Origin of the sequence: Rhizobium sp. CFBP 8752, assembly GCF_014842035.1 — a bacterium.
GTDB classification, from domain to species: Bacteria; Pseudomonadota; Alphaproteobacteria; order Rhizobiales; family Rhizobiaceae; genus Neorhizobium; species Neorhizobium soli.
On sequence record NZ_JACYUZ010000001.1, the window covers coordinates 1,899,622 to 1,919,197 of the forward strand.

21 protein-coding genes are annotated in these 19,576 nt (G+C 60.1%); 8 read left to right on the plus strand and 13 right to left on the minus strand.

Going from position 1 to position 19,576, the window contains the following annotated elements; translation table 11 throughout:
- Positions 1 to 105 precede the first annotated feature (105 nt).
- A complete protein-coding gene (locus IFT59_RS09140) occupies positions 106 to 1,506 on the plus strand; it encodes a DUF882 domain-containing protein (RefSeq protein ID WP_342366083.1) in 1,401 nt (466 codons plus the stop codon).
- Positions 1,507 to 1,729: 223 nt separating this feature from the next.
- On the opposite strand, the gene IFT59_RS09145 is transcribed toward IFT59_RS09140, so the two are convergent.
- Positions 1,730 to 2,356 (minus strand): outer membrane protein, encoded by a 627-nt coding sequence (locus IFT59_RS09145; RefSeq protein WP_062457663.1) that lies wholly within the window; start codon positions 2,354 to 2,356, stop codon positions 1,730 to 1,732.
- A 302-nt stretch (positions 2,357 to 2,658) separates the two neighbouring features.
- Here IFT59_RS09145 and IFT59_RS09150 point away from each other — a divergent pair, with 302 nt between their 5' ends.
- The 3 genes from IFT59_RS09150 (at position 2,659) to IFT59_RS09160 (ending at position 4,599) form a co-directional block, all read left to right on the plus strand.
- Complete coding sequence (locus IFT59_RS09150; protein ID WP_062457666.1) at positions 2,659 to 2,877, plus strand: hypothetical protein; 219 nt, start codon at positions 2,659 to 2,661, stop codon at positions 2,875 to 2,877.
- Between the two features lie 82 nt (positions 2,878 to 2,959).
- Positions 2,960 to 3,964 carry a ketopantoate reductase family protein gene (locus IFT59_RS09155; protein ID WP_192086675.1) on the plus strand — a complete coding sequence of 335 codons (1,005 nt, stop codon included), beginning with the start codon at positions 2,960 to 2,962 and terminating at the stop codon, positions 3,962 to 3,964.
- Between the two features lie 314 nt (positions 3,965 to 4,278).
- A complete protein-coding gene (locus tag IFT59_RS09160; protein WP_062457672.1) occupies positions 4,279 to 4,599 on the plus strand; it encodes a DUF1883 domain-containing protein in 321 nt (106 codons plus the stop codon).
- Between the two features lie 3 nt (positions 4,600 to 4,602).
- Here the strand turns inward: IFT59_RS09160 and IFT59_RS09165 are convergent, their stop codons facing one another.
- Entirely contained in the window at positions 4,603 to 5,919 is a 1,317-nt protein-coding gene (locus IFT59_RS09165; protein WP_062457675.1) for a replication-associated recombination protein A, read from the minus strand.
- A 13-nt stretch (positions 5,920 to 5,932) separates the two neighbouring features.
- Positions 5,933 to 7,360 carry a DegQ family serine endoprotease gene (locus tag IFT59_RS09170; protein ID WP_192086676.1) on the minus strand — a complete coding sequence of 476 codons (1,428 nt, stop codon included), beginning with the start codon at positions 7,358 to 7,360 and terminating at the stop codon, positions 5,933 to 5,935.
- Positions 7,361 to 7,674: 314 nt separating this feature from the next.
- Between IFT59_RS09170 and IFT59_RS09175 the strand changes: the two genes are divergently transcribed.
- Positions 7,675 to 8,040 (plus strand): lysozyme inhibitor LprI family protein, encoded by a 366-nt coding sequence (locus tag IFT59_RS09175; protein WP_062580282.1) that lies wholly within the window; start codon positions 7,675 to 7,677, stop codon positions 8,038 to 8,040.
- A 110-nt stretch (positions 8,041 to 8,150) separates the two neighbouring features.
- On the opposite strand, the gene ilvD is transcribed toward IFT59_RS09175, so the two are convergent.
- Entirely contained in the window at positions 8,151 to 9,986 is a 1,836-nt protein-coding gene (gene ilvD, locus IFT59_RS09180; RefSeq protein ID WP_192086677.1) for a dihydroxy-acid dehydratase, read from the minus strand.
- A 269-nt stretch (positions 9,987 to 10,255) separates the two neighbouring features.
- Entirely contained in the window at positions 10,256 to 10,678 is a 423-nt protein-coding gene (locus IFT59_RS09185) for a DUF4112 domain-containing protein (RefSeq protein WP_062457688.1), read from the minus strand.
- Between the two features lie 190 nt (positions 10,679 to 10,868).
- On the opposite strand from IFT59_RS09185, the gene msrP reads away from it, so the two are divergent.
- Both msrP and msrQ read left to right on the plus strand, forming a co-directional pair.
- The gene (gene msrP / locus IFT59_RS09190; RefSeq protein ID WP_062580278.1) at positions 10,869 to 11,816 is read left to right on the plus strand and encodes a protein-methionine-sulfoxide reductase catalytic subunit MsrP; all 948 of its coding nucleotides are present in this window, start codon (positions 10,869 to 10,871) and stop codon (positions 11,814 to 11,816) included.
- A 2-nt stretch (positions 11,817 to 11,818) separates the two neighbouring features.
- Positions 11,819 to 12,466: a protein-methionine-sulfoxide reductase heme-binding subunit MsrQ gene (gene msrQ / locus IFT59_RS09195; RefSeq protein ID WP_192086678.1), complete on the plus strand. Its 648-nt coding sequence runs from the start codon at positions 11,819 to 11,821 to the stop codon at positions 12,464 to 12,466.
- Between the two features lie 9 nt (positions 12,467 to 12,475).
- Here the strand turns inward: msrQ and IFT59_RS09200 are convergent, their stop codons facing one another.
- The 3 genes from IFT59_RS09200 to IFT59_RS09210 form a co-directional block, all read right to left on the minus strand.
- Positions 12,476 to 12,856 carry a DUF779 domain-containing protein gene (locus tag IFT59_RS09200; RefSeq protein WP_192086679.1) on the minus strand — a complete coding sequence of 127 codons (381 nt, stop codon included), beginning with the start codon at positions 12,854 to 12,856 and terminating at the stop codon, positions 12,476 to 12,478.
- Between the two features lie 79 nt (positions 12,857 to 12,935).
- Complete coding sequence (gene adh, locus IFT59_RS09205) at positions 12,936 to 14,444, minus strand: aldehyde dehydrogenase (RefSeq protein ID WP_062580275.1); 1,509 nt, start codon at positions 14,442 to 14,444, stop codon at positions 12,936 to 12,938.
- Between the two features lie 132 nt (positions 14,445 to 14,576).
- Positions 14,577 to 15,530, minus strand: coding sequence for a helix-turn-helix domain-containing protein (locus IFT59_RS09210; RefSeq protein ID WP_192086680.1), 954 nt, complete (start codon positions 15,528 to 15,530; stop codon positions 14,577 to 14,579).
- A gap of 170 nt (positions 15,531 to 15,700) precedes the next feature.
- Between IFT59_RS09210 and IFT59_RS09215 the strand changes: the two genes are divergently transcribed.
- Positions 15,701 to 16,573 (plus strand): DUF817 domain-containing protein, encoded by an 873-nt coding sequence (locus IFT59_RS09215; RefSeq protein ID WP_192086681.1) that lies wholly within the window; start codon positions 15,701 to 15,703, stop codon positions 16,571 to 16,573.
- Here IFT59_RS09215 and IFT59_RS09220 read toward each other — a convergent pair.
- The 5 genes from IFT59_RS09220 to rpsM form a co-directional block, all read right to left on the minus strand.
- Positions 16,545 to 16,958 carry a ribosomal maturation YjgA family protein gene (locus tag IFT59_RS09220; protein ID WP_249407521.1) on the minus strand — a complete coding sequence of 138 codons (414 nt, stop codon included), beginning with the start codon at positions 16,956 to 16,958 and terminating at the stop codon, positions 16,545 to 16,547. The two genes, IFT59_RS09215 and IFT59_RS09220, sit on opposite strands and share 29 nt — an antisense overlap.
- A gap of 87 nt (positions 16,959 to 17,045) precedes the next feature.
- The gene (gene rplQ / locus IFT59_RS09225) at positions 17,046 to 17,471 is read right to left on the minus strand and encodes a 50S ribosomal protein L17 (RefSeq protein ID WP_062457711.1); all 426 of its coding nucleotides are present in this window, start codon (positions 17,469 to 17,471) and stop codon (positions 17,046 to 17,048) included.
- A gap of 46 nt (positions 17,472 to 17,517) precedes the next feature.
- The gene (locus IFT59_RS09230; RefSeq protein ID WP_062457714.1) at positions 17,518 to 18,528 is read right to left on the minus strand and encodes a DNA-directed RNA polymerase subunit alpha; all 1,011 of its coding nucleotides are present in this window, start codon (positions 18,526 to 18,528) and stop codon (positions 17,518 to 17,520) included.
- A 174-nt stretch (positions 18,529 to 18,702) separates the two neighbouring features.
- Entirely contained in the window at positions 18,703 to 19,092 is a 390-nt protein-coding gene (gene rpsK, locus IFT59_RS09235) for a 30S ribosomal protein S11 (protein ID WP_007766864.1), read from the minus strand.
- Positions 19,093 to 19,207: 115 nt separating this feature from the next.
- Positions 19,208 to 19,576, minus strand: coding sequence for a 30S ribosomal protein S13 (rpsM, locus tag IFT59_RS09240; RefSeq protein ID WP_062457717.1), 369 nt, complete (start codon positions 19,574 to 19,576; stop codon positions 19,208 to 19,210).

Sequence of the window (19,576 nt, forward strand, 5' to 3'; positions counted from 1 at the left end):
GGCCATCAACCTCCCGTTAGCTTTTCGTTGACCATAATGGTCCCGTATTCGCCGGGCTGCGGTTTTCGCATCCCGCTGTCACAGTTTGCGTAAAGCGGGTTTGTCGTGTCCCAGTCTCTGTCGATTAAGTCTGTACCCGGTGCTGCACGCGCACTTGTGAACCTCGCCTCGCAAGCGGCCGGCAAGGCTGCACGGTCTGCGGGCGCAGCCGGGCTTGCGGTGGCGGCTTTGTTGGGATCGGCGTCGTTTGCCTTTGCCGAGGATCGGTCTCTCAAGCTCTATTTTACCCATACGGGCGAAAAGGCGACGATTACCTACAAGCGGGACGGCAGGCTGGATCAGAAGGGTCTTGCCCAGATGAACCGGTTCCTGCGCGACTGGCGCCGCAACGAGACGGCGCGAATGGATCCGAACCTGCTCGATCTCGTCTGGGAGATCTACGAGCGTTCCGGCACCAACAATTACATCCACGTCGTTTCGGCTTATCGTTCGCCTGCCACCAACAACATGCTGCGCGGTCGCTCACGCTCCACCGGGGTTGCGCGCAAGAGCCAGCATATGCTTGGCAAGGCGATCGATCTCTACATTCCCGGTGTCAAGCTTTCGACGCTGCGGGCCATCGCTGTTCAGATCCAGGGCGGCGGCGTCGGTTATTACCCGACATCCGGCTCGCCCTTCCTGCATGTGGATGTCGGCAATGTCCGGGCCTGGCCACGACTGTCGCGGCAGGAGCTGGCGCGTATCTTCCCGAACGGCAGAACCATTCATGTTCCCGCCGACGGAAGACCGCTCCAGGGCTATAGCGTCGCGATGGCCGATCTCAATCGCCGTGGCAGCGGCAAGTCGATCGCTATTGCGCGTGCGACCATAGATATCGAGGCCGACGATGATGCAGGTGCCGGAAAACGGGTCGGCAGCGGCCTGATCACCGCGATGCTGCCAACACCACGCAGCCGCGCGCTTGCAGCACTCGAAGAGCAGACGACGCCACGGCCATCGGCGCGTGCGACGGTTGCCGTGGCGCCGGTACCAGCCTTTGCCGATCTGGCATCTCTCGCAATTCCGGCGCCGGGCCTGCGTCCGGCGGCTGCAACCGCGTCATCGGCTCCTGCCGCCGTCATCGAAACCGCCTCGCTTGGTCCGGCACCGACGGTCGCATCGGCGTCCGCGCTCGGAAACAGCATGCCGATGCTGCCGCGCCCTGCACAGGGCTTCGTACCCGCCCTCGCCCTTGCTGCGCCGGCGAAAGGACTTCCAGAACCAAGACACTCGCTGGCATCGCTGCCGATCACCGGGCCGCAGATCGATCCGGAAGACGAGTTTGATGGCGAAGACGTTTTGATCTCCTGGGCGATTTCGCCCCCCGGCGCATCGACCGGAATGACCGCGCCGCTCGTCGTCGGCCGCACGCTGACGGATCTGACTGCCAAGCCGGACAGTGCCGAGCCTCTGCCGCTCGGTATTGCCGAAGAGTTCGATCACAGCCGGTTCTGGTCGGACGGCTGATCGGCCACCGGTTCAGACCCATCGTTTTCATAGCGATCATGAAAAAGGCCCGCGATTGCGGGCCTTTTGAGTTTATGTAATGAGCGATGGGGCAGAAGCTGTGGCTCGCAGCGTTTCCCGACAGACATCGATAGACAAACCGTTGAGGCGGCTAAGCCCAGATCCCCAACGAAAAAAGGCCCGCGTGAGCGAGCCTTTTCCGTTCCGGGTGTGACCGGATTAATCAGAACCTGTAGTTCACGCCAGCGGTAACCGAGTGGTCGTGAACGTCCTTACGGGTTTCGACGCCCTGGTAGGAGCTCTTGACGTTGTCGGTCATGACATAGTTGTACTCGACGCGGGCCGAGATGTTGCCGGTCAGCTTCTGCTCGATGCCGGCACCCAGCAGGAGGCCAGGCTTCCAGCCGTCCGGGCCGGTAACATTGTCGCCATCGCGATACTTCGTCATGGCAAGACCGGTCGTGCCGTAAAGCAGCGTCTGGTCGAGCGGAACACCAGCCTTGACCTTGGCGGCCATGCGATGACGCTCGGACAGCTTGCCGCCGCGGGCCTTCACATCGGCATCGCCGAGATAGGAGTAATCGAGTTCGCCACCAACGATAGCGCCGCCCAGGTCGTGGTTGTAGCCGCCGTGAACGCCGAGGTTGAGGCCCTTGCCGCTGGCAAACGGGTTGATCCTCGGCGACGTTACACCGCCGTGTCCACCGACATAAGCACCTGACCAACCGGCCGGTTCGCTCGCAGGTTCGCTGTAGGCGGGCGCCTCATAGGCGCTGGTGAGATCCGCAGCCATAACGGGGCTGGCGGCAAAGGCGGCGACGAGCGCCAGGGCAAGTGTCTTCTGGGTCATTGCGTTTACTCCATACAAAGCCTGCAAGTGGCGGATGCGCAGGCGATACAACCGGCTGAAAGCCGCGGGACGATCCAGGCAACCCAGCCCAGATAGCGAGGACAATCCCGCACCGTATTGCGATTTATTTTCACGAATTCATAAACGCATCGTTAACTGCGTCCGTCCGGAACGACCTTTGTGCGATATCTTCAGATCACGATATTGGGATGCCAGAAAGCCCGCAAAATCGACGTTTTTTGGGAACCTTTTCGGGGGTCGTTAAATTGGATAGATTCGACCATCACAGAGGAGAACCGCACATGCTGACGAATACCGCACGGCAGTCCGTCCCGTCGCCGGAGGAGAATGTCCTGACCGTCCAGGAAGCGCTCGAGCCGCTGTTTCTTGCGCTTGAGGAAGAGGCGGAAGTAAGGATGATTGCAGCGGCCCTGAAGGCCGGCTGGACCGCGGAAGAGGCTGTCACAGCAATCGACGAACTGCGAATGAACGAACTGCTGCCGAACAACCCCTCGCACTAGGACAGGCCGAAATTATCGGTCGCCTCGCTTCTACCGCTCCCCTACACTGCTTCCGACTTACGTCGGAATGCAGCGAGGACAGATGACGTTCAGAAGAATTTGCGTATATGGCGCGGGCGCGCTCGGAAGTGCATTTGCCGCAAAGATAGCGGCGGGATCAGGAGCCGACACGGAGCTGTCGGTTGTGGCGCGAGGCGCACAGCTTAAGGCAATCCGAGAGAACGGGTTAAACGTCGTTTATGAAGACACGGGCATCGATCCGGTCCGCGTACTCGTTGCCGCGACGGATGATCCGTTCAGTCTGCCTCCACAGGATCTTATAATTACCGGTTTGAAGGGCCATCAGCTCGCAGCCGCAACAGATGGTCTGGCGGCACTGCTTGGCGAAAGCACGCGCGTCGTGATGATCCTGAACGGAATTCCTTGGTGGTATTTCCATGGGGACATGGAAAGCGGCTTTGGAGGCCGGCAGATCCCCGAGCTCGACGCAGACAGTTGCATCTGGAACGCCATCGGTCCGGAACGCGTGATCGGTTGCGTCGCGTATCAAGGTGCAGAAATCATCGAACCCGGCAAGACACGCCTGAACGGCAAAGGCCACTTCTTTCTCGGAGAACCCAGCGGCGAGATGTCCGGCGACCTGTCGTCGATCGTGGACCTTTTCCAGCGCTGCGATCTCGATGCCAAGGCAACGCCGCGGATCAGAGACGAGATCTGGGCGAAGCTTCGTGGCAACGCCGCCTTCAATCCCATCAGCGCCCTCACCCGCGCCTTGATGATCGACATGATGTCAAACCCGGATATCGCCGAAATCGTTCGGAAAATCATCAACGAGGTTCAGGCCGTCGGCACCGCCTTTGGTGCGAGGTTCACCCAGACGGCCGATGAAATGTTTGCGAGAGCGCAAGGTTTCGGGCCAGTAAAAACCTCGATGCTTCAGGATCTACTTGCGGGCAAGGCGCTGGAGATCGTGCCGTTGACGGGCATGGTCGTGTCGCTCGGAAAACTGGCCGGCGTGCCAACGCCTGTGTGCGAAACCATCTTTGCGCTGACCGCTCAACTGGACCGCCAGCACCTCACAAACTGAATCAAATCGCTCTCGACCTGAGTCCGGAAATCGCTTCAAGTCTCTGTAGAGAAAGCTTTTTACGAAACCAGAAAAAGAAAAGTCCCGCTGCGGGGAGCAGCGGGACCAGGTAGATTGGAGGTCAAATATTTTGTCGTTTTTGGGCGACGCGGGGGGAAACATCGCCTTGCTTTATCTGTCTTGCCAGCGGGCTGGTGGCTCAGCGCGTCGGCATCATGCTTAAATAACACCCAGGAACGCAGTAGGTTCCATAGATCTTTAACCGGGTGTCTGTAGGATTGTTGTACCCATATACTGGCATGAATGAGGCAAGCATGGCAGGTCCGAATTTTCGCTACACGCATTATGATCTCAAACCGCAGCGCGCCGGCACGATCATTGAAGTCACGCTCAATGGGGTGAACAACGTCCGCCTGATGACTGCTGCGAACTACCAGCGGTTTACGGAACAACTCGATTTCAAGTTCGTCGGCGGCGTTGCGAAGAAATCGCCGCTGCGGATCGCCGTTCCGGAAAACGGCCACTGGCATCTGGTGGTGGATATGGAAGGGCATCACGCTCTCGCCGAGTCCTCGGTAAGGCTCGTCGCGGCACCGGGTCAGGCGCAGAAACCAGGCATCGCCAGGGCTTCCTGAGGCTTAGCTGCCGCCGCGCTCCTTGCGCAGTTTTGACCACCAGTCGAGACGCTTCCTGATGTCACGCTCGAAGCCACGCTCCGGGGGATCGTAATAGGTCTGGCGGCCCATTTTTTCCGGGAAGTAGTTCTGGCCTGAAAATGCGTCGGGCTCGTCGTGGTCGTAACGATACCCGTCATTATAGCCCTCTGCCTTCATCAGCTTGGTCGGGGCATTGAGGATATGCTTGGGTGGCAGAAGCGAGCCGTTTTCCTTGGCAGCCCGGGTGGCCGCCTTGAAGGCCATGTAGACCGCATTCGATTTCGGGGCTGTCGCCAGATAGACGCAGGCCTGGGCGAGCGCCAGCTCCCCTTCAGGCGATCCGAGATAGTCGTAGGCATCCTTGGCGGCATTGCACACGACAAGCGCCTGCGGGTCGGCAAGGCCGATATCCTCCACGGCCATCCGGACCAGACGTCGGCCGAGATAGAGCGGGTCCTCGCCGGCATCGAACATCCTCGCGAGGTAATAAAGTGCGGCATCGGGATCCGAGCCCCGCACCGACTTGTGGAGCGCGGAGATGAGATTGTAGTGGCCGTCCTGTGCCTTGTCGTAGACAGGGGCGCGGCGCTGGACGATCTCGGTGAGACCGACGGTGTCGAACACCTCACCCGTCCTTGCCGCACGCCAGATTTCCTCGGCGAGCGTCAGAACCGCACGGCCGTCTCCGTCCGCCATCCGGATCAGGCTTGCACGCGCGCCGTCGTCGAGCGGCAGCGGCTTTGCCTCCACCTGTTCTGCGCGTTCCAAGAGTTCGCTGAGACTGTCCTCGTCGTGACTGCGGAAAGTCAGAACCCGGGCACGCGACAAGAGAGCGGCGTTGAGTTCGAAACTGGGGTTCTCGGTGGTCGCACCGACGAGGATCACTGTACCGTCTTCCATGACGGGCAGGAAACTGTCCTGCTGGGCGCGGTTGAAGCGATGGATCTCGTCGACGAAGAGAAGCGTCTGCCGGCCCTGCATGCGTCTAAGGCGGGCCGATTCGAACACTTTCTTCAGATCCGCGACGCCGGAAAAGATCGCTGAAATCTGCTCAAAAGCGAGCCCCGCCTCGCCTGACAGCAACCGGGCGACGGTCGTCTTGCCGGTACCGGGCGGCCCCCAGAAGATCATCGATCCAAGCGAGCCAGAATCGATCATGCGACGAAGCACACCATCGTCACCCGTCAGATGAGCCTGACCTGTCACCTCCGAAAGCGTCTTCGGCCGCAACCGGTCGGCAAGCGGCCGCCGGCCGGCGACCTCTTCTGGGACTTTCGGTGCAAACAGGTCGTCGCTCATCAGCCCTCACCGTTCATCGGAAGAACTGCCGGATACGCTGTCCCTTGCGTTCGATCTCGACCCGCCAGAACCCCGGATCGGTGCGGAGCATCTTCTCCATTACAGTCGTCGAAGCGACCGCCTCGCCGTTCAGCGAGACGACGATGTCCTGTGGTTGGAAGCCGAGACGACCGGCAGGCGAGCCGCGCGAGACGTCGGTGACGACGACCCCGCTCTTGTCCGTGGGCATGCGCAGTTCCGTGGCGAGTTTCGGTGACAGGTTGGCAATCCGAAGGCCCGCGAAGGGATTACGGCCTTCCAGCACCCGCTCGTCGCGCGGCGTGCTTTCCGGCGCGGAATTGAGCGCAAGCTGGAGGTCGCGCATGCCGTCGGGCGTCTGGACGCTCAATTTCGCTCCCTTGCCGAGGCCCGCCGTCGTCAGTCGGTAGCCGAGCGCATCGGGATGTTCGACTGGAATGCCATTGACGGCCGTGACAACCTCGCCGGGCTTCAATCCTGCCTTGTCGGCCGGACCGCCTTCGACGACACGCGAGACCAGCGCGCCGCGGGCGGCCTTCAAGCCGAGCGCTTCGGCGACGTCAGAGGTCACGGCATCGAAAGTCGCGCCGACATAGGGACGGTCGAAGACCGACTTGCCTTCGGAGGCAGCCGCCAGGAAGACCTTGACAAGATTTGCCGGAATGGCGAAGCCGATCCCGTTCGATCCGCCACCGCGCGAGAAGATCGCGGTGTTGATGCCGATCAGTTCGCCATTCATGTTCATCAGCGCGCCGCCGGAGTTACCGGGATTGATCGACGCGTCGGTCTGGATGAAGAAGCCGAAATCTCCCGACGACACCTGGTTGCGGGCAAGCGCCGACACGATGCCGCTGGTGACTGTCTGGCCGACACCAAACGGATTGCCGATCGCGAGCACCAGATCACCGACCTCTGTGCGGTCCGAATCGGCCAGCGGCAGGACCGGGAAATTTTCCTTTGTCTTAATCCGCAACACGGCCAGATCGACGCTCTCGTCCTTCAGGACGAGTTCGCAGGGAAACTCCCGGCCGTCGGCCAAGGCGATCTTGATATCATCAGCGCCTTCGATGACGTGATTGTTGGTAACGACAAGACCGTCGCCGGAGAGAATGACACCGGAACCGAGCGAAGACTGCTTTTCCGAACGGTTCGGCATGCGCTGGCCGAAGAACTGCTCGAAGAAGGGGTCGCCGGAAAACAGGTTCGGGCGCTGAACGACGCGCTCGGCATAGACGTTGACGACGGCACCGGAGGTTTGCTTGACCAGCGGCGAGAACGAGAGCTGCATTTCCTGCCGGCTTTGCGGCACCGTCTTCTGGTCCTGCGCATAGGCGCCGGCGGGCGCCAATACCGCGAGCAGGACGACGCTGAGCGAGAGCTGCCTGAGAAGCCGTTCGAACGGTCGCTTGAGCGTACTGGACATGTGATTCCTCTTACAAATTGCTGGATGACGTTGTAGCGCCGCAAGCGGCAAAAGAAAGGTGCCCGGAACCCGATGCAGCGTCCTTGCGACCGCCTATATGGGTATCTGGCACAGGCAGGGAAAGACGGTACCCGACAAAGCCCGCGGGCGGGTGTTGCTGCTTCCAGCTGATCCGGAAAAAGCATCGGCTTTTCAGCACGATCCTAGCCTCCATCATCCTTGCCATCTGGCGCATGTGCATCATCTTTGTCCACGGGAGTTTACGATGCCTTCCAAGGATCGGCTCCGGAGACTGCACACAGGAGCGTTCCAGAATGAAAACCATATTCGCGGCCACCGGCGTGGCTGCACTTGTCCTGAGCGCCGGCCTTTCGCTTGCCCCTCACCCGGCGGCGGCGGCGAGCTTCGATTGCGAGAAGACCGATCTGGTCGCCGACGAGAAGGTGATCTGCGACACGCGCACGCTGAACGATGCCGATGTGAAGATGGTCACGACATTCGACATCCTGACCAGCCTGCTCGCCATGGGCAATCGCGACCAGCTGCGCCAGGAACAAAGCGACTGGTTGAAGAAGCGTCGGGCTTGCGAGGCAGACGTCCAATGCCTGACGACGGCCTATGCGGAGCGGATGAAGCAGTTGCAGGAAGCGTTTAGCGGACTGAGCAAAGAGCCGCTTTAGTCCTTAATCGACGTTCACTGGAAACGATCAAAGACAAAGGCCTCGGTGTTGTGCACCGAGGCCTTTGAAGTTTTGAGATCTCTGTCTGCGGGGTTGGTTCGACCCGAGACTTACTCAGGCAGAATCCGGACCGCGCCCTTGTCCGCACTCGACGCAAATGCCGCATAGGCTTTGAGGGCCGTCGTGACGTTGCGCTTGCGGGGCGCTGACGGCTTCCAGCCGAGTGCATCCTGCTCGTGGCGACGCGCCGAGAGTTCAGCATCCGACACCGCCAGATGGATGGTCCGGTTCGGAATATCGATCTCGATCATGTCACCCTGACGGACCAGTCCGATCGCGCCGCCCTGGGCTGCTTCCGGGGAAGCGTGACCGATCGACAGGCCGGATGTACCGCCGGAGAAGCGGCCGTCGGTGATCAGCGCGCAGGCCTTGCCGAGGCCCTTCGACTTCAGATAGCTTGTCGGATAGAGCATTTCCTGCATGCCCGGGCCGCCCTTTGGACCTTCATAGCGGATAACGACGACATCGCCGGCCTTGACCTCGTTGCTGAGGATCGCCTTGACGGACGCATCCTGGCTTTCGAAGACGACAGCGGGACCGCTGAACTTCAGGATCGACTCATCGACGCCCGCGGTCTTCACGATGCAGCCGTCGGCCGCGATGTTGCCGTAGAGAACCGCCAGGCCGCCATCCTTGGAGAAGGGATTTTCAACCGAGCGGATGATGCCCGTGTCGCTATCCGTATCGAGCTCGTCCCAGCGCGAAGACTGGCTGAACGCGACCTGAGTAGGAACGCCGCCGGGTGCTGCCTTGAAGAAGTTGCGGACGCTCTCGGAATTGGTGCGGGTGATGTCCCACCGGTCGATCGCATCGCCGAGCGTTGCTTCGTGCACGGTGTAGCAGTCCCGGTTGATCAGACCGCCGCGCTCCAACTCGCCCAGGATACGCATGATGCCGCCGGCGCGGTGAACGTCTTCCATGTGGACATCGCTCTTGGCAGGCGCGACCTTGGACAGGCACGGCACCTTGCGCGACAGCTTATCGATGTCCTCCATGCCAAAATCGACGCCGCCTTCATAGGCAGCCGCCAGGATATGGAGAACCGTATTGGTCGAGCCGCCCATCGCGATATCGAGCGACATGGCGTTTTCGAACGCCTCCTTGGTGGCGATATTGCGCGGCAGGACCCGTTCGTCATCCTGCTCGTAGTAGCGGCGTGCGATATCGACGATCAGGTGACCGGCTTCGACGAACAGGCGACGGCGGTCCGAATGGGTGGCGAGCGTCGAGCCATTACCAGGCAGCGACAGGCCGAGCGCCTCGGTCAGGCAATTCATCGAGTTTGCGGTGAACATGCCGGAGCACGAGCCGCAGGTCGGACAGGCGGCCTTTTCGATGGCGGTGACGTCTTCGTCCGACATCTTGTCGTCAGCGGCTGCCACCATGGCATCGACGAGGTCGAGCGCAACGGTCTTGCCGTGCAGGACCACCTTGCCGGCCTCCATCGGGCCACCGGAGACGAAGACGGCCGGGATGTTCAGGCGCATGGCGGCATTCAGCATGCCGGGCGTGATCTTGTCGCAGTTGGAGATGCAGACCATGGCGTCGGCACAGTGGGCGTTGACCATGTACTCGACCGAGTCGGCGATGATCTCGCGCGATGGCAGCGAGTACAGCATGCCGTCGTGGCCCATGGCGATGCCGTCATCGACGGCGATCGTGTTGAACTCCTTGGCGACGCCGCCTGCTGCCTCGATTTCGCGGGCAACCAGCTGGCCTAGATCCTTGAGGTGGACATGGCCCGGCACGAACTGCGTGAAGGAATTGACCACCGCGATGATCGGCTTGCCGAAATCACCGTCCTTCATGCCGGTGGCGCGCCAAAGGCCGCGCGCGCCAGCCATGTTGCGGCCGTGGGTCGTGGTTCTTGAACGATAGACTGGCATGATGTTTCCTCGATCGCGTTCAGCAATTGCTATTTACCGCGTTGGATGACGCGGCGCAAAGGACCTTGTTTTCTCCGTCCTACTGCAGGCTAAAGCCAGTGTCACTAGCAATGGGGCGAAAAACAGTACGGTACGGTACGGTTCTCACCAGCGCGGTAAAAATCTGCCCAGCGATGTAGGCGAGGCCGAAGTTTCATAGCGGTTCTGCTTCGGCGTGGCGCTTGAGGAGTGAGGCAACGTCACCGTCCCTCACCCTCTTCTCGTGTCCGCTATCGCTTCGCGCGGAGGTCGTCCGCCGTCACACCGAAATGGTCGAGAACGATGTTGAGGTTGCGGCGGTGCGACTTGAAGAAGACGTCGAACAGATCACCGGCCAGCGGCACGCTGCCGACGACAGAATCGACCGCAAGGTTGCCGATCATCTTTGCAAGCTTGTCGTTCGGCACACCCATGCGGCGGGCCTCGTTGACGATATAGAGGCCAATCAATGCGCCCCCGGCATCGCCCACGAGCGGAACAAGGCCCATGATGGAATCGGCACCAAACCGAAACCGGGTGCCGGGAATACCGATCGCCGTATCCATCATACGGGCGACGCCGTGGATACGCCGCAAACGCCGCAGTCGATCGATCCGGCCCGCATCGGTTTCCGTGAAGCGTTCGCTGGCAGCATCCCAGGTTTTCGTCGCCATACTCACTATCCTTGATTAATGTCAAAGCTGAAATGAGCATGCGATTTCCCGGTTCAAGGCTTAGCGTATGTTTCAACGCTAATTCTTTCACGCAAACGTGGTTTAATGCCTTTCCTCCGCCTCTGTGAAACCAAACCTGTCGGCGGTACGTATAAGCACAGGATAGGCTTTTGCCTGAAGGAGATCCGCCATGCCCGCATTTCGCCCACCCCACATTTCGCCGACTGAGATCACGCCGCGCGACATCTATCTGTCGCGCCGGAATTTCGTGGGCACCGTCGCCGCAGGCGCCGGCCTTTCAGTCCTTGGAGGCTCAAGCGCATTCGCTGCGGCTCTCAGCGCATCGCCCGGCCCCTACAAGCTGGACGAAAAGCTGACGCCTAAAGAAGCCGTCACCACCTACAACAATTTCTACGAGTTCGGCGTCGGCAAGGAAGATCCCTCGCAGAATTCCGGTGCGTTCAAACCGACACCCTGGACCGTCAAGGTCGAGGGCATGGTGGGCAAGCCGAAGGAATTCGGTCTCGACGAGATCCTCAAGATGAAGCTCGAGGAGCGGACATACCGCATGCGCTGTGTCGAGGGATGGTCGATGGTGATCCCGTGGATCGGTTTCCCCCTGGCGGCAATCCTCGACCAGGTCGAGCCGCTTGGCAGCGCGAAATACGTGGCGTTCGAGACGGTCGTGCGTCCCGAGGAAATGCCCGGCCAAGGCGGTCTCTTCCAGGCTCTACCCTGGCCTTATGTCGAAGGCCTGCGCCTTGACGAAGCGCGCCATCCGCTGACCATTCTCGCTGTCGGTCTCTACGGCGAAACGCTGCCCAACCAGAACGGTGCGCCGATCCGGCTCGTGGTGCCGTGGAAGTATGGGTTCAAGGGGATCAAGTCGATCGTCAAGATCAAGCTGGTCGAAGAGCAGCCACAGACCACCTGGAAGAATTCGAACGCCCGGGAATACGGTTTCTATTCCAACGTCAATCCGGCCGTCGACCATCCGCGCTGGAGTCAGGCGACCGAACAGCGGATCGGCGAAGGCGGCTTCTTCGGAACCAAGCGCGTCGATACCCTGCCCTTCAACGGCTATGCGAACGAAGTGGCGAGCCTCTATACCGGCATGGACCTGAAAGCGAACTACTGACCATGCTCTCGATCCCAGCCCTGCCCCGCCGATACCATGCCGCCAGCATCTGGGCACTTTACGTCGTGGGGCTTTGTCCCGCGGCGTGGTACTTCTATCAGGCCGCGACGGGCGGGCTGGGTTTCAATCCGGTCAAGACGTTCGAGCACCTGATCGGCATCTGGGCGTTGCGTTTCATCATCCTGACGCTCGCCGTCACGCCCCTTCGCGATATTCTCGGGATCAACTGGATCCGCTATCGCCGTGCGCTAGGGCTGCTCGCCTTCTATTACGTCGTGTTCCATTTCAGCGTCTATCTTCTGCTCGATCTGCAGCTGAACTTCGGCGCTGTTGGCAGCGATATCGTGCGGCGCCCCTATATCACAATCGGCTTTGCCTGCCTGCTGCTGCTGATCCCGCTTGCGGTGACATCCAACAACTGGTCGATCCGCAAGCTCGGACAGACCTGGGTGAAAATGCACAAGCTGATCTATCTCGTGGCACTGGGCGGCGCGCTCCACTATGTGCTCGCGGTGAAGTCGGTGACGCTCGTTCCGTTTATCCATATCGCAGCGATCGGGCTGCTCCTCGCCTACCGGCCGCTCAGAAAACCGTTCCTCAACTGGAAGCGCGGCAAGAGCCGCCCGGCTCGGCCCGCGCCTACGACATAGTGGGCGGCGTCAACGCATGGCAGGTATGGCGCAGGCCTCGCCGCCGCCGAACAGCCGAGAACGGGTGAGGAAGCGCTTTTCACGCCCATTGTCGAGCGAGAACATGCCGCCCCTTCCGGGCACGACATCGATAATCAGCTGTGTGTGCTTCCAGGCCTCGAACTGGCTCCCGCTGATATAGACCGGCACGCCGCCGATTTCGCCGAGCTTCACGTCGTGGTCGGCAAGCATGAAATCGCCCTTCGGATAGCACATGGGTGACGACCCGTCGCAGCAGCCACCGGATTGGTGGAACAGGATGTCCGGGTGGTCCGCCTGGATCTCGGCAATGAGGTTCAGCGCGGAATCCGTGGCCGTGACGCGCGGTTCGCCGTTGATTGTCGCATCCATCATGTCATTCCTGTTCGCATCGAGACATTGAAAGGCTCCCGACCCTGCAGCCGGGAGCCCACGCTTCGGTTGAGATCGATCAGAAGAACCCGAGCTTCTTCGGGCTGTAGCTCACCAGCATGTTCTTGGTCTGCTGGTAGTGGTCGAGCATCATCTTGTGGTTTTCGCGACCAATCCCGGACTGCTTGTACCCGCCAAATGCCGCATGCGCGGGATAGGCGTGATAGCAATTGGTCCACACGCGGCCGGCCTGGATCTCCCGGCCGAAGCGATAGGCGCGGTTGCCGTCGCGGGTCCACACGCCGGCGCCGAGCCCGTACAGCGTATCGTTGGCGATCTCCAGCGCCTGCTTTTCGTCCTTGAAGGTCGTTACCGACACCACCGGTCCGAAGATCTCCTCCTGGAAGATCCGCATCTTGTTGTGGCCCTTGAAGATCGTCGGCTTGATGTAGTAGCCGTTCGCCAATTCCCCGCCGAGATCGTTCTTGACGCCGCCAGTCAGCACTTCCGCGCCTTCCTGCTTGCCGATGTCGAGATAGGACAGGATCTTTTCCATCTGCTCCGAGGATGCCTGCGCGCCAATCATGGTCGAGCTATCGAGCGGGTTGCCCTGCGTGATGGCTTCGACGCGTTTGACCGCCCGCTCCATGAAACGATCGTAAACCGATTCCTGGATCAGTGCGCGGCTGGGGCAGGTGCAGACTTCGCCCTGGTTCAGCGCGAACATCGCAAAGCCTTCCAGCGCCTTGTCGAGGAAATCGTCGTCTTCATTCATCACATCGGCGAAGAAGATGTTCGGCGACTTGCCGCCAAGTTCGAGCGTGACAGGGATAAGGTTTTGGCTGGCATATTGCATGATCAGCCGCCCCGTCGTGGTCTCTCCGGTAAAGGCGATCTTGGCGATCCGGTTGCTGGTCGCAAGCGGTTTCCCGGCTTCGAGACCGAAACCATTGACGATATTCAGCACGCCGGGTGGCAGGAGGTCACCGACGAGTTCCGCCCAGACCAGAAGCGAGGCCGGTGTCTGCTCGGCCGGTTTGATGACGACGCAGTTGCCGGCGGCAAGCGCCGGTGCAAGCTTCCACGCGGCCATCAGAATCGGGAAATTCCACGGAATGATCTGGCCGACGACGCCAAGCGGTTCGTGGAAGTGATAGGCGACCGTATCGTGGTCGATTTCACTGATCGAACCTTCCTGGGCACGGATGCAGGATGCGAAATAGCGGAAGTGATCGATGGCGAGCGGGATGTCGGCGGCCATTGTCTCGCGGATCGGCTTGCCGTTGTCCCAGGTTTCGGCCTGCGCCAGAACTTCCAGCTTGTCTTCCATCCGCTGGGCGATCTTCATCAGGATGTTCGAGCGGTCAGCCGGCGCCATGCGGCCCCATTTTTCCTTGGCGGCGTGGGCAGCGTCGAGCGCCGCATTGACATCCTTTTCGTCAGACCGCGGGATCTCGCAGATCTTGCCGCCGGTGATCGGCGTGACGTTGTCGAAATACTTGCCGCTGATCGGTTCTTTCCACTCACCGCCGATATAGTTGCCGTATTTGAGCTTGAACGGTGACTCAACGATTTTCTGGTGCAGCATGTCATCCTCCCATGATGAACAGGTTCAAAGCGAACCCGATGGAACAGAATCTGCGCTTCTGGCGTGGTGAAAACAGGCCTCACCCGCGATACCGCGATGCACTCTGTCGCAAGTCTGCGACAAAACTCCCCGTCATTCAATGCCAAATCGCTTCATCTTGCGATGCAGGGTGGAACGGCTGACGCCGAGCACCTGGGCTGCCAGCGAGACGTTGCCGTGGACACGAGACAACGCCCGAAGAAGCGCCGAGCGCTCGGCATCGCCCAGGAGTTCGCGCGCATCCCTGCTCGATTCGTTAAGTAGATCGGAGGCCGGGATCCCTTCCGCAATCCGATCGTCGTCCAGACGCAGCGCCGATCGCGCAGCCCGCGTGGCACCGATCACAAGGTCGTCGCGATCTACAGCCAGGAGCGCCATTGGAGATCCCGTCTCACTCGGCACCATCACGAAGCGGGCACCTTGAAACGCGTTTCGGAACAGGTTCAGCTCGATCCGGGATGCCGCCTCACGCACCGTCTGCGACAGGATGGCGATCGTGCCTTCGTTTGCGTCACTTCGGCACGTCGAGACATCGAGCGCGCCGGCCAGAACTCCACGGTGATCACGAATGGGCGCAGTCGTGCAGCTCAGATCGATATTGGATGCAAAGAAGTGCTGGTCGCGGATGATCGATATCGGCCGGTCGTCGGCGATTGCGGTGCCGATCCCGTTGGTGCCGATACTCTCCTCGGTCCAGACCGAGCCGGTCCAAAGGCCGAGCACACGAAAATCCTTGTCGTCGCCCGCTGCGCCGCGACGGTCAAGCGCGATACCTTTGCTGTCGGTCATCAGGATGCAGCAGCCGGCGCGACCGACGACCATGAACAGCCGATCGAGCTCGTCCCTCGCCTGCCCGATAAGACGCTCCGACTGTTTTCGGGCGACGTCAAGTTCCTGCTCTGTCACCCGCTCCGGCATCCGCCGGTCCTCTGGCGCCAAGTGATGCATGGTCATGCAGCGGCGCCAGGACGCGACTACAGCTGAACTCGCGACAGGGGAATTGGCCGACGCGTAGACTTGGTCGGCATGGGAAACAGGGTCATGCATCGGGCTCCTCCCACCAAATGCGTCACGGCTCGATTGTCGCTAAAAAAACGGGATGTGGCAACAGCGATATAGGGAGCTTCAGTCATTCGGCAGGCCGGTCAGCCTGCCATCCCCCGGACTTGACAGTCACAGTCACCGCAGGCTTCAGTCCGTGCAGCGGAGATGTTTTGATGACACCAGAATCGACTGCGGACGGCGGACGACTATCCTTGCTGGATGTCTATCTTTGCAACCATCGGCCGTTTGGAGAGATCCACGGTATCACGCGTTTCGTCATCGAGTTTCTCTACTTCGGCATCAAAGAAGCGCGGGCCTGCCTGTTCGCCGGCCTGTTTTTTGTGTCGATCTTCATCGTTCCGCGAACGGGCTTGTTCGGCATCCCGCGCTACGACGTTCTGCTGATCATCGCGCTCGCCATCCAGTCCCTGATGATCTGGAGCAAGCTGGAAACCTGGGATGAGGCAAAAGCGATCGGACTTTTCCACGTGGTTGGCTTTGCGCTCGAAGTGTTCAAGACCTCCGGCAGCATCCAGTCATGGTCATACCCTGACTTCGCCTATACGGAAGTGCTGGGCGTACCGCTGTTTTCCGGCTTCATGTATGCCGCCGTGGGGAGCTACATCATCCAGGCCTGGCGGCTTTTCGATCTGCGGATCAACCACCATCCCAGCTACTGGATGGCTGGCCTGATCGCGATTGCGATCTACGCGAATTTCTTCACTCACCATTTCATCGGCGACTACCGCTGGTATATCGCCGCCTGTGCGCTCGGCCTTTACGCCCGCACGACCGTCACCTTCCGGCCCTACGATCGAGACAGACGGATGCCGCTTTTGGTCGCCTTCGTGCTGATCGGCTTTTTTATCTGGCTGGCGGAGAACATCTCGACCTTTTTCGGGATCTGGCAATATCCGAACCAGATCGGGGCATGGTCGGTGGTCCATCTTGGCAAATGGAGTTCGTGGTCATTGCTGGTGGTGATGACTTTCACGATCGTCGCCAATCTCAAGCATATCAAACAGAAGATCTACGTCCCCGTTTGAGGCGCCACGACTCGACGGCGCCAGCGATGCCGATACCGACGGCGTAAGCTGCGATATTCCTTAGGGAAAACACGCGTCCGAGCAACAGTTTGCCGGCCGTCGTCAGTCGAAACGCATCCAACTCGGGCGTGTGATAGAGCCTTGAGAGTTCAACGCTAAGGGCGATGAGGAATGCCGCAAAGGCGAGCCTGCCGATGTTCACCGATCCGGTCAGCGTGGCCAACGCAAGAAACACCATCGCACCCCAGAGAACCGACCCACCGTATTTCACGACAAAGAAGGAAAGACCGAGATCGTAACCGAAGCGGCGCAGCAGAAGCCCCGCGGAGATCACAAGCAGCGTGGCGAGGCATCGCTGAACGCGTATGGATCGTGGTGCAGTCATGCTCGAGCCCGCCCCCCTCATTTCCCAAAAGAAAAAGGCCGGGCGTTTCCACCCGGCCTTTTCGAAAAGTGCGATCCTCGGATCGAATTATGCGGCTTCGGCAGTTTCTGCTTCAGCAGCAACGCGAGCCTTGTCGGCTGCGCCCTTGGCATCGACGTCGCGTTCGACGAATTCGATGACCGCCATCGGAGCGTTGTCGCCCTGACGATAGCCGGCCTTCATGATGCGCAGGTAGCCGCCGTTGCGGGTTGCGTAACGCGAAGCGATGGCATCGAACAGCTTGCGAACAGCGTCCTGATCCTGGATCTGCGAGATCGCCTGACGACGAGCGTGCAGGTCGCCGCGCTTGCCGAGGGTGACGAGCTTTTCGACGATCGGGCGAATTTCCTTCGCCTTCGGCAGGGTTGTTACGATCTGCTCATGGGTGATGAGCGAAGCCGCCATGTTGGCAAACATGGCTTTGCGGTGGCTTGCGGTGCGGTTGAGCTTACGGCCCGAATTTCCGTGACGCATGGTGTGTCTCCTTCACTTGCAGGCATTCGCCTGCAGTCTGATCCTGTTAGTATTGGTCTTCGTAACGCTTGGCGAGATCTTCGATGTTTTCCGGCGGCCATGCAGGAACTTCCATACCAAGATGGAGGCCCATGGATGCCAGAACTTCCTTGATCTCGTTCAGCGACTTGCGACCGAAATTCGGAGTGCGGAGCATCTCGGCTTCGGTCTTCTGGATGAGGTCGCCGATATAGACGATGTTGTCGTTCTTCAGGCAGTTGGCCGAACGGACGGAAAGTTCCAGTTCGTCGACCTTCTTGAGGAGCGCCGGGTTGAACGCGAGTTCGGTGACGGCTTCCTCTTCTGCTTCCTTCTGCGGCTCGTCGAAGTTGACGAAGACCGACAGCTGGTCCTGAAGGATACGAGCGGCGAAGGCTACGGCGTCTTCACCCGAGACCGAACCATCGGTTTCGATGGTCATGGTCAGCTTGTCATAGTCGAGAACCTGGCCTTCACGGGTGTTTTCCACCTTGTAGGACACTTTCTTGACCGGGGAATACAGGCTATCGACCGGGATGAGACCGATCGGAGCATCTTCCGCACGGTTACGATCGGCAGGAACGTAGCCCTTGCCGTTGTTGACCGTGAATTCCATACGGATCTCAGCACCCTCGTCGAGCGTGCAGATCACGTGGTCGGGGTTGAGGATCTCGATATCGCCAACCGTCTGAATGTCGCCGGCGGTAACGGAGCCCGGGCCCTGCTTGCGCACGACCATACGCTTGGAATCGTCACCATCCATCTTGATGGCGATTTCCTTGATGTTCAGCACGATGTCCGTCACATCTTCCCGAACGCCGGGGATGGAGGAGAATTCGTGCAGAACGCCGTCGATCTGCACTGCGGTAACAGCAGCACCGCGCAGCGACGACAGAAGTACGCGACGAAGCGCGTTGCCGAGCGTCAGGCCGAAGCCGCGCTCGAGAGGCTCAGCAACAAGCGTTGCCTTTGTACGGCCGGAAGAGGAAAACTCCACCTTGTTCGGCTTAATCAGTTCCTGCCAGTTCTTCTGGATCATGACCTACTACCTTCCGTTCGTTACCACCATCCAATCGTGGTAACCGAGCACGAGGAACACCGGAAATACCCTTCCGGCTATACGGTGAAAGCCGCCTCGACTCTTTCAGGAGACGGAGCGGCTATTACCGGGTTCAGATGAAGATCGCTGCGAAGCGAGCTCCAAAAACGTCCATTAGACGCGGCGCTTCTTGCGCGGGCGGCAACCGTTGTGCGGGATCGGGGTCACGTCGCGGATCGAGGTGATCATGAAGCCGGCAGCCTGCAGAGCGCGCAGAGCCGATTCGCGACCGGAACCCGGACCGCAGACTTCGACTTCGAGCGACTTCATGCCGTGCTCCTGAGCCTTCTTGGCGCAGTCTTCGGCAGCGATCTGAGCTGCGAACGGGGTCGACTTGCGCGAACCCTTAAAGCCCTTGGCACCAGCAGACGACCAGGCAATTGCATTGCCCTGTGCGTCGGTGATGGTGATCATCGTGTTGTTGAACGTCGAGTTGACGTGGGCAACGCCCGACGTGATATTTTTGCGTTCGCGGCGGCGTACGCGTGTGGCTTCCTTGGCCATGGTATTCCTTTCGTTGATCTCTGCACCGCCGTAATGCCAGCGGCTCCACCTCAGATCAGACAGTCACGAAAAAGCGGACAGGAGCCCTGCCCGCTTTGCGACTATCGATCCAAAATTACTTCTTCTTACCAGCAATCGCCTTTGCCGGACCCTTGCGGGTGCGGGCATTGGTGTGCGTGCGCTGACCGCGGACCGGAAGGCCACGACGGTGACGCAGGCCGCGATAGCAGCCGAGGTCCATGAGGCGCTTGATGTTCATCGCGGTTTCGCGACGAAGATCACCTTCGACGCGATAATCGCGGTCGATGGTTTCGCGGATCTGCAGGACTTCAGAGTCGGTCAGCTGATGGACGCGCTTTTCAGCGGCAAGACCAACCTTCTCCATAATTTCCTGTGCGAATTTCGGGCCGATCCCGTGAATGTAGGTCAGCGCGATGACAACGCGCTTCGCAGTCGGGATGTTGACGCCAGCGATACGTGCCAC

What these genes read in the sequence shown, in the direction of transcription:
- IFT59_RS09145 (WP_062457663.1), bottom strand. Translation starts at nt 2,356, where the DNA reads ATGACCCAGAAGACACTTGCCCTGGCGCTCGTCGCCGCCTTTGCCGCC.
- IFT59_RS09150 (WP_062457666.1), top strand. Translation starts at nt 2,659, where the DNA reads ATGCTGACGAATACCGCACGGCAGTCCGTCCCGTCGCCGGAGGAGAAT.
- IFT59_RS09155 (WP_192086675.1), top strand. Translation starts at nt 2,960, where the DNA reads ATGACGTTCAGAAGAATTTGCGTATATGGCGCGGGCGCGCTCGGAAGT.
- IFT59_RS09160 (WP_062457672.1), top strand. Translation starts at nt 4,279, where the DNA reads ATGGCAGGTCCGAATTTTCGCTACACGCATTATGATCTCAAACCGCAG.
- IFT59_RS09165 (WP_062457675.1), bottom strand. Translation starts at nt 5,919, where the DNA reads ATGAGCGACGACCTGTTTGCACCGAAAGTCCCAGAAGAGGTCGCCGGC.
- IFT59_RS09170 (WP_192086676.1), bottom strand. Translation starts at nt 7,360, where the DNA reads ATGTCCAGTACGCTCAAGCGACCGTTCGAACGGCTTCTCAGGCAGCTC.
- IFT59_RS09175 (WP_062580282.1), top strand. Translation starts at nt 7,675, where the DNA reads ATGAAAACCATATTCGCGGCCACCGGCGTGGCTGCACTTGTCCTGAGC.
- ilvD (WP_192086677.1), bottom strand. Translation starts at nt 9,986, where the DNA reads ATGCCAGTCTATCGTTCAAGAACCACGACCCACGGCCGCAACATGGCT.
- IFT59_RS09185 (WP_062457688.1), bottom strand. Translation starts at nt 10,678, where the DNA reads ATGGCGACGAAAACCTGGGATGCTGCCAGCGAACGCTTCACGGAAACC.
- msrP (WP_062580278.1), top strand. Translation starts at nt 10,869, where the DNA reads ATGCCCGCATTTCGCCCACCCCACATTTCGCCGACTGAGATCACGCCG.
- msrQ (WP_192086678.1), top strand. Translation starts at nt 11,819, where the DNA reads ATGCTCTCGATCCCAGCCCTGCCCCGCCGATACCATGCCGCCAGCATC.
- IFT59_RS09200 (WP_192086679.1), bottom strand. Translation starts at nt 12,856, where the DNA reads ATGGATGCGACAATCAACGGCGAACCGCGCGTCACGGCCACGGATTCC.
- adh (WP_062580275.1), bottom strand. Translation starts at nt 14,444, where the DNA reads ATGCTGCACCAGAAAATCGTTGAGTCACCGTTCAAGCTCAAATACGGC.
- IFT59_RS09210 (WP_192086680.1), bottom strand. Translation starts at nt 15,530, where the DNA reads ATGCATGACCCTGTTTCCCATGCCGACCAAGTCTACGCGTCGGCCAAT.
- IFT59_RS09215 (WP_192086681.1), top strand. Translation starts at nt 15,701, where the DNA reads ATGACACCAGAATCGACTGCGGACGGCGGACGACTATCCTTGCTGGAT.
- IFT59_RS09220 (WP_249407521.1), bottom strand. Translation starts at nt 16,958, where the DNA reads ATGACTGCACCACGATCCATACGCGTTCAGCGATGCCTCGCCACGCTG.
- rplQ (WP_062457711.1), bottom strand. Translation starts at nt 17,471, where the DNA reads ATGCGTCACGGAAATTCGGGCCGTAAGCTCAACCGCACCGCAAGCCAC.
- IFT59_RS09230 (WP_062457714.1), bottom strand. Translation starts at nt 18,528, where the DNA reads ATGATCCAGAAGAACTGGCAGGAACTGATTAAGCCGAACAAGGTGGAG.
- rpsK (WP_007766864.1), bottom strand. Translation starts at nt 19,092, where the DNA reads ATGGCCAAGGAAGCCACACGCGTACGCCGCCGCGAACGCAAAAATATC.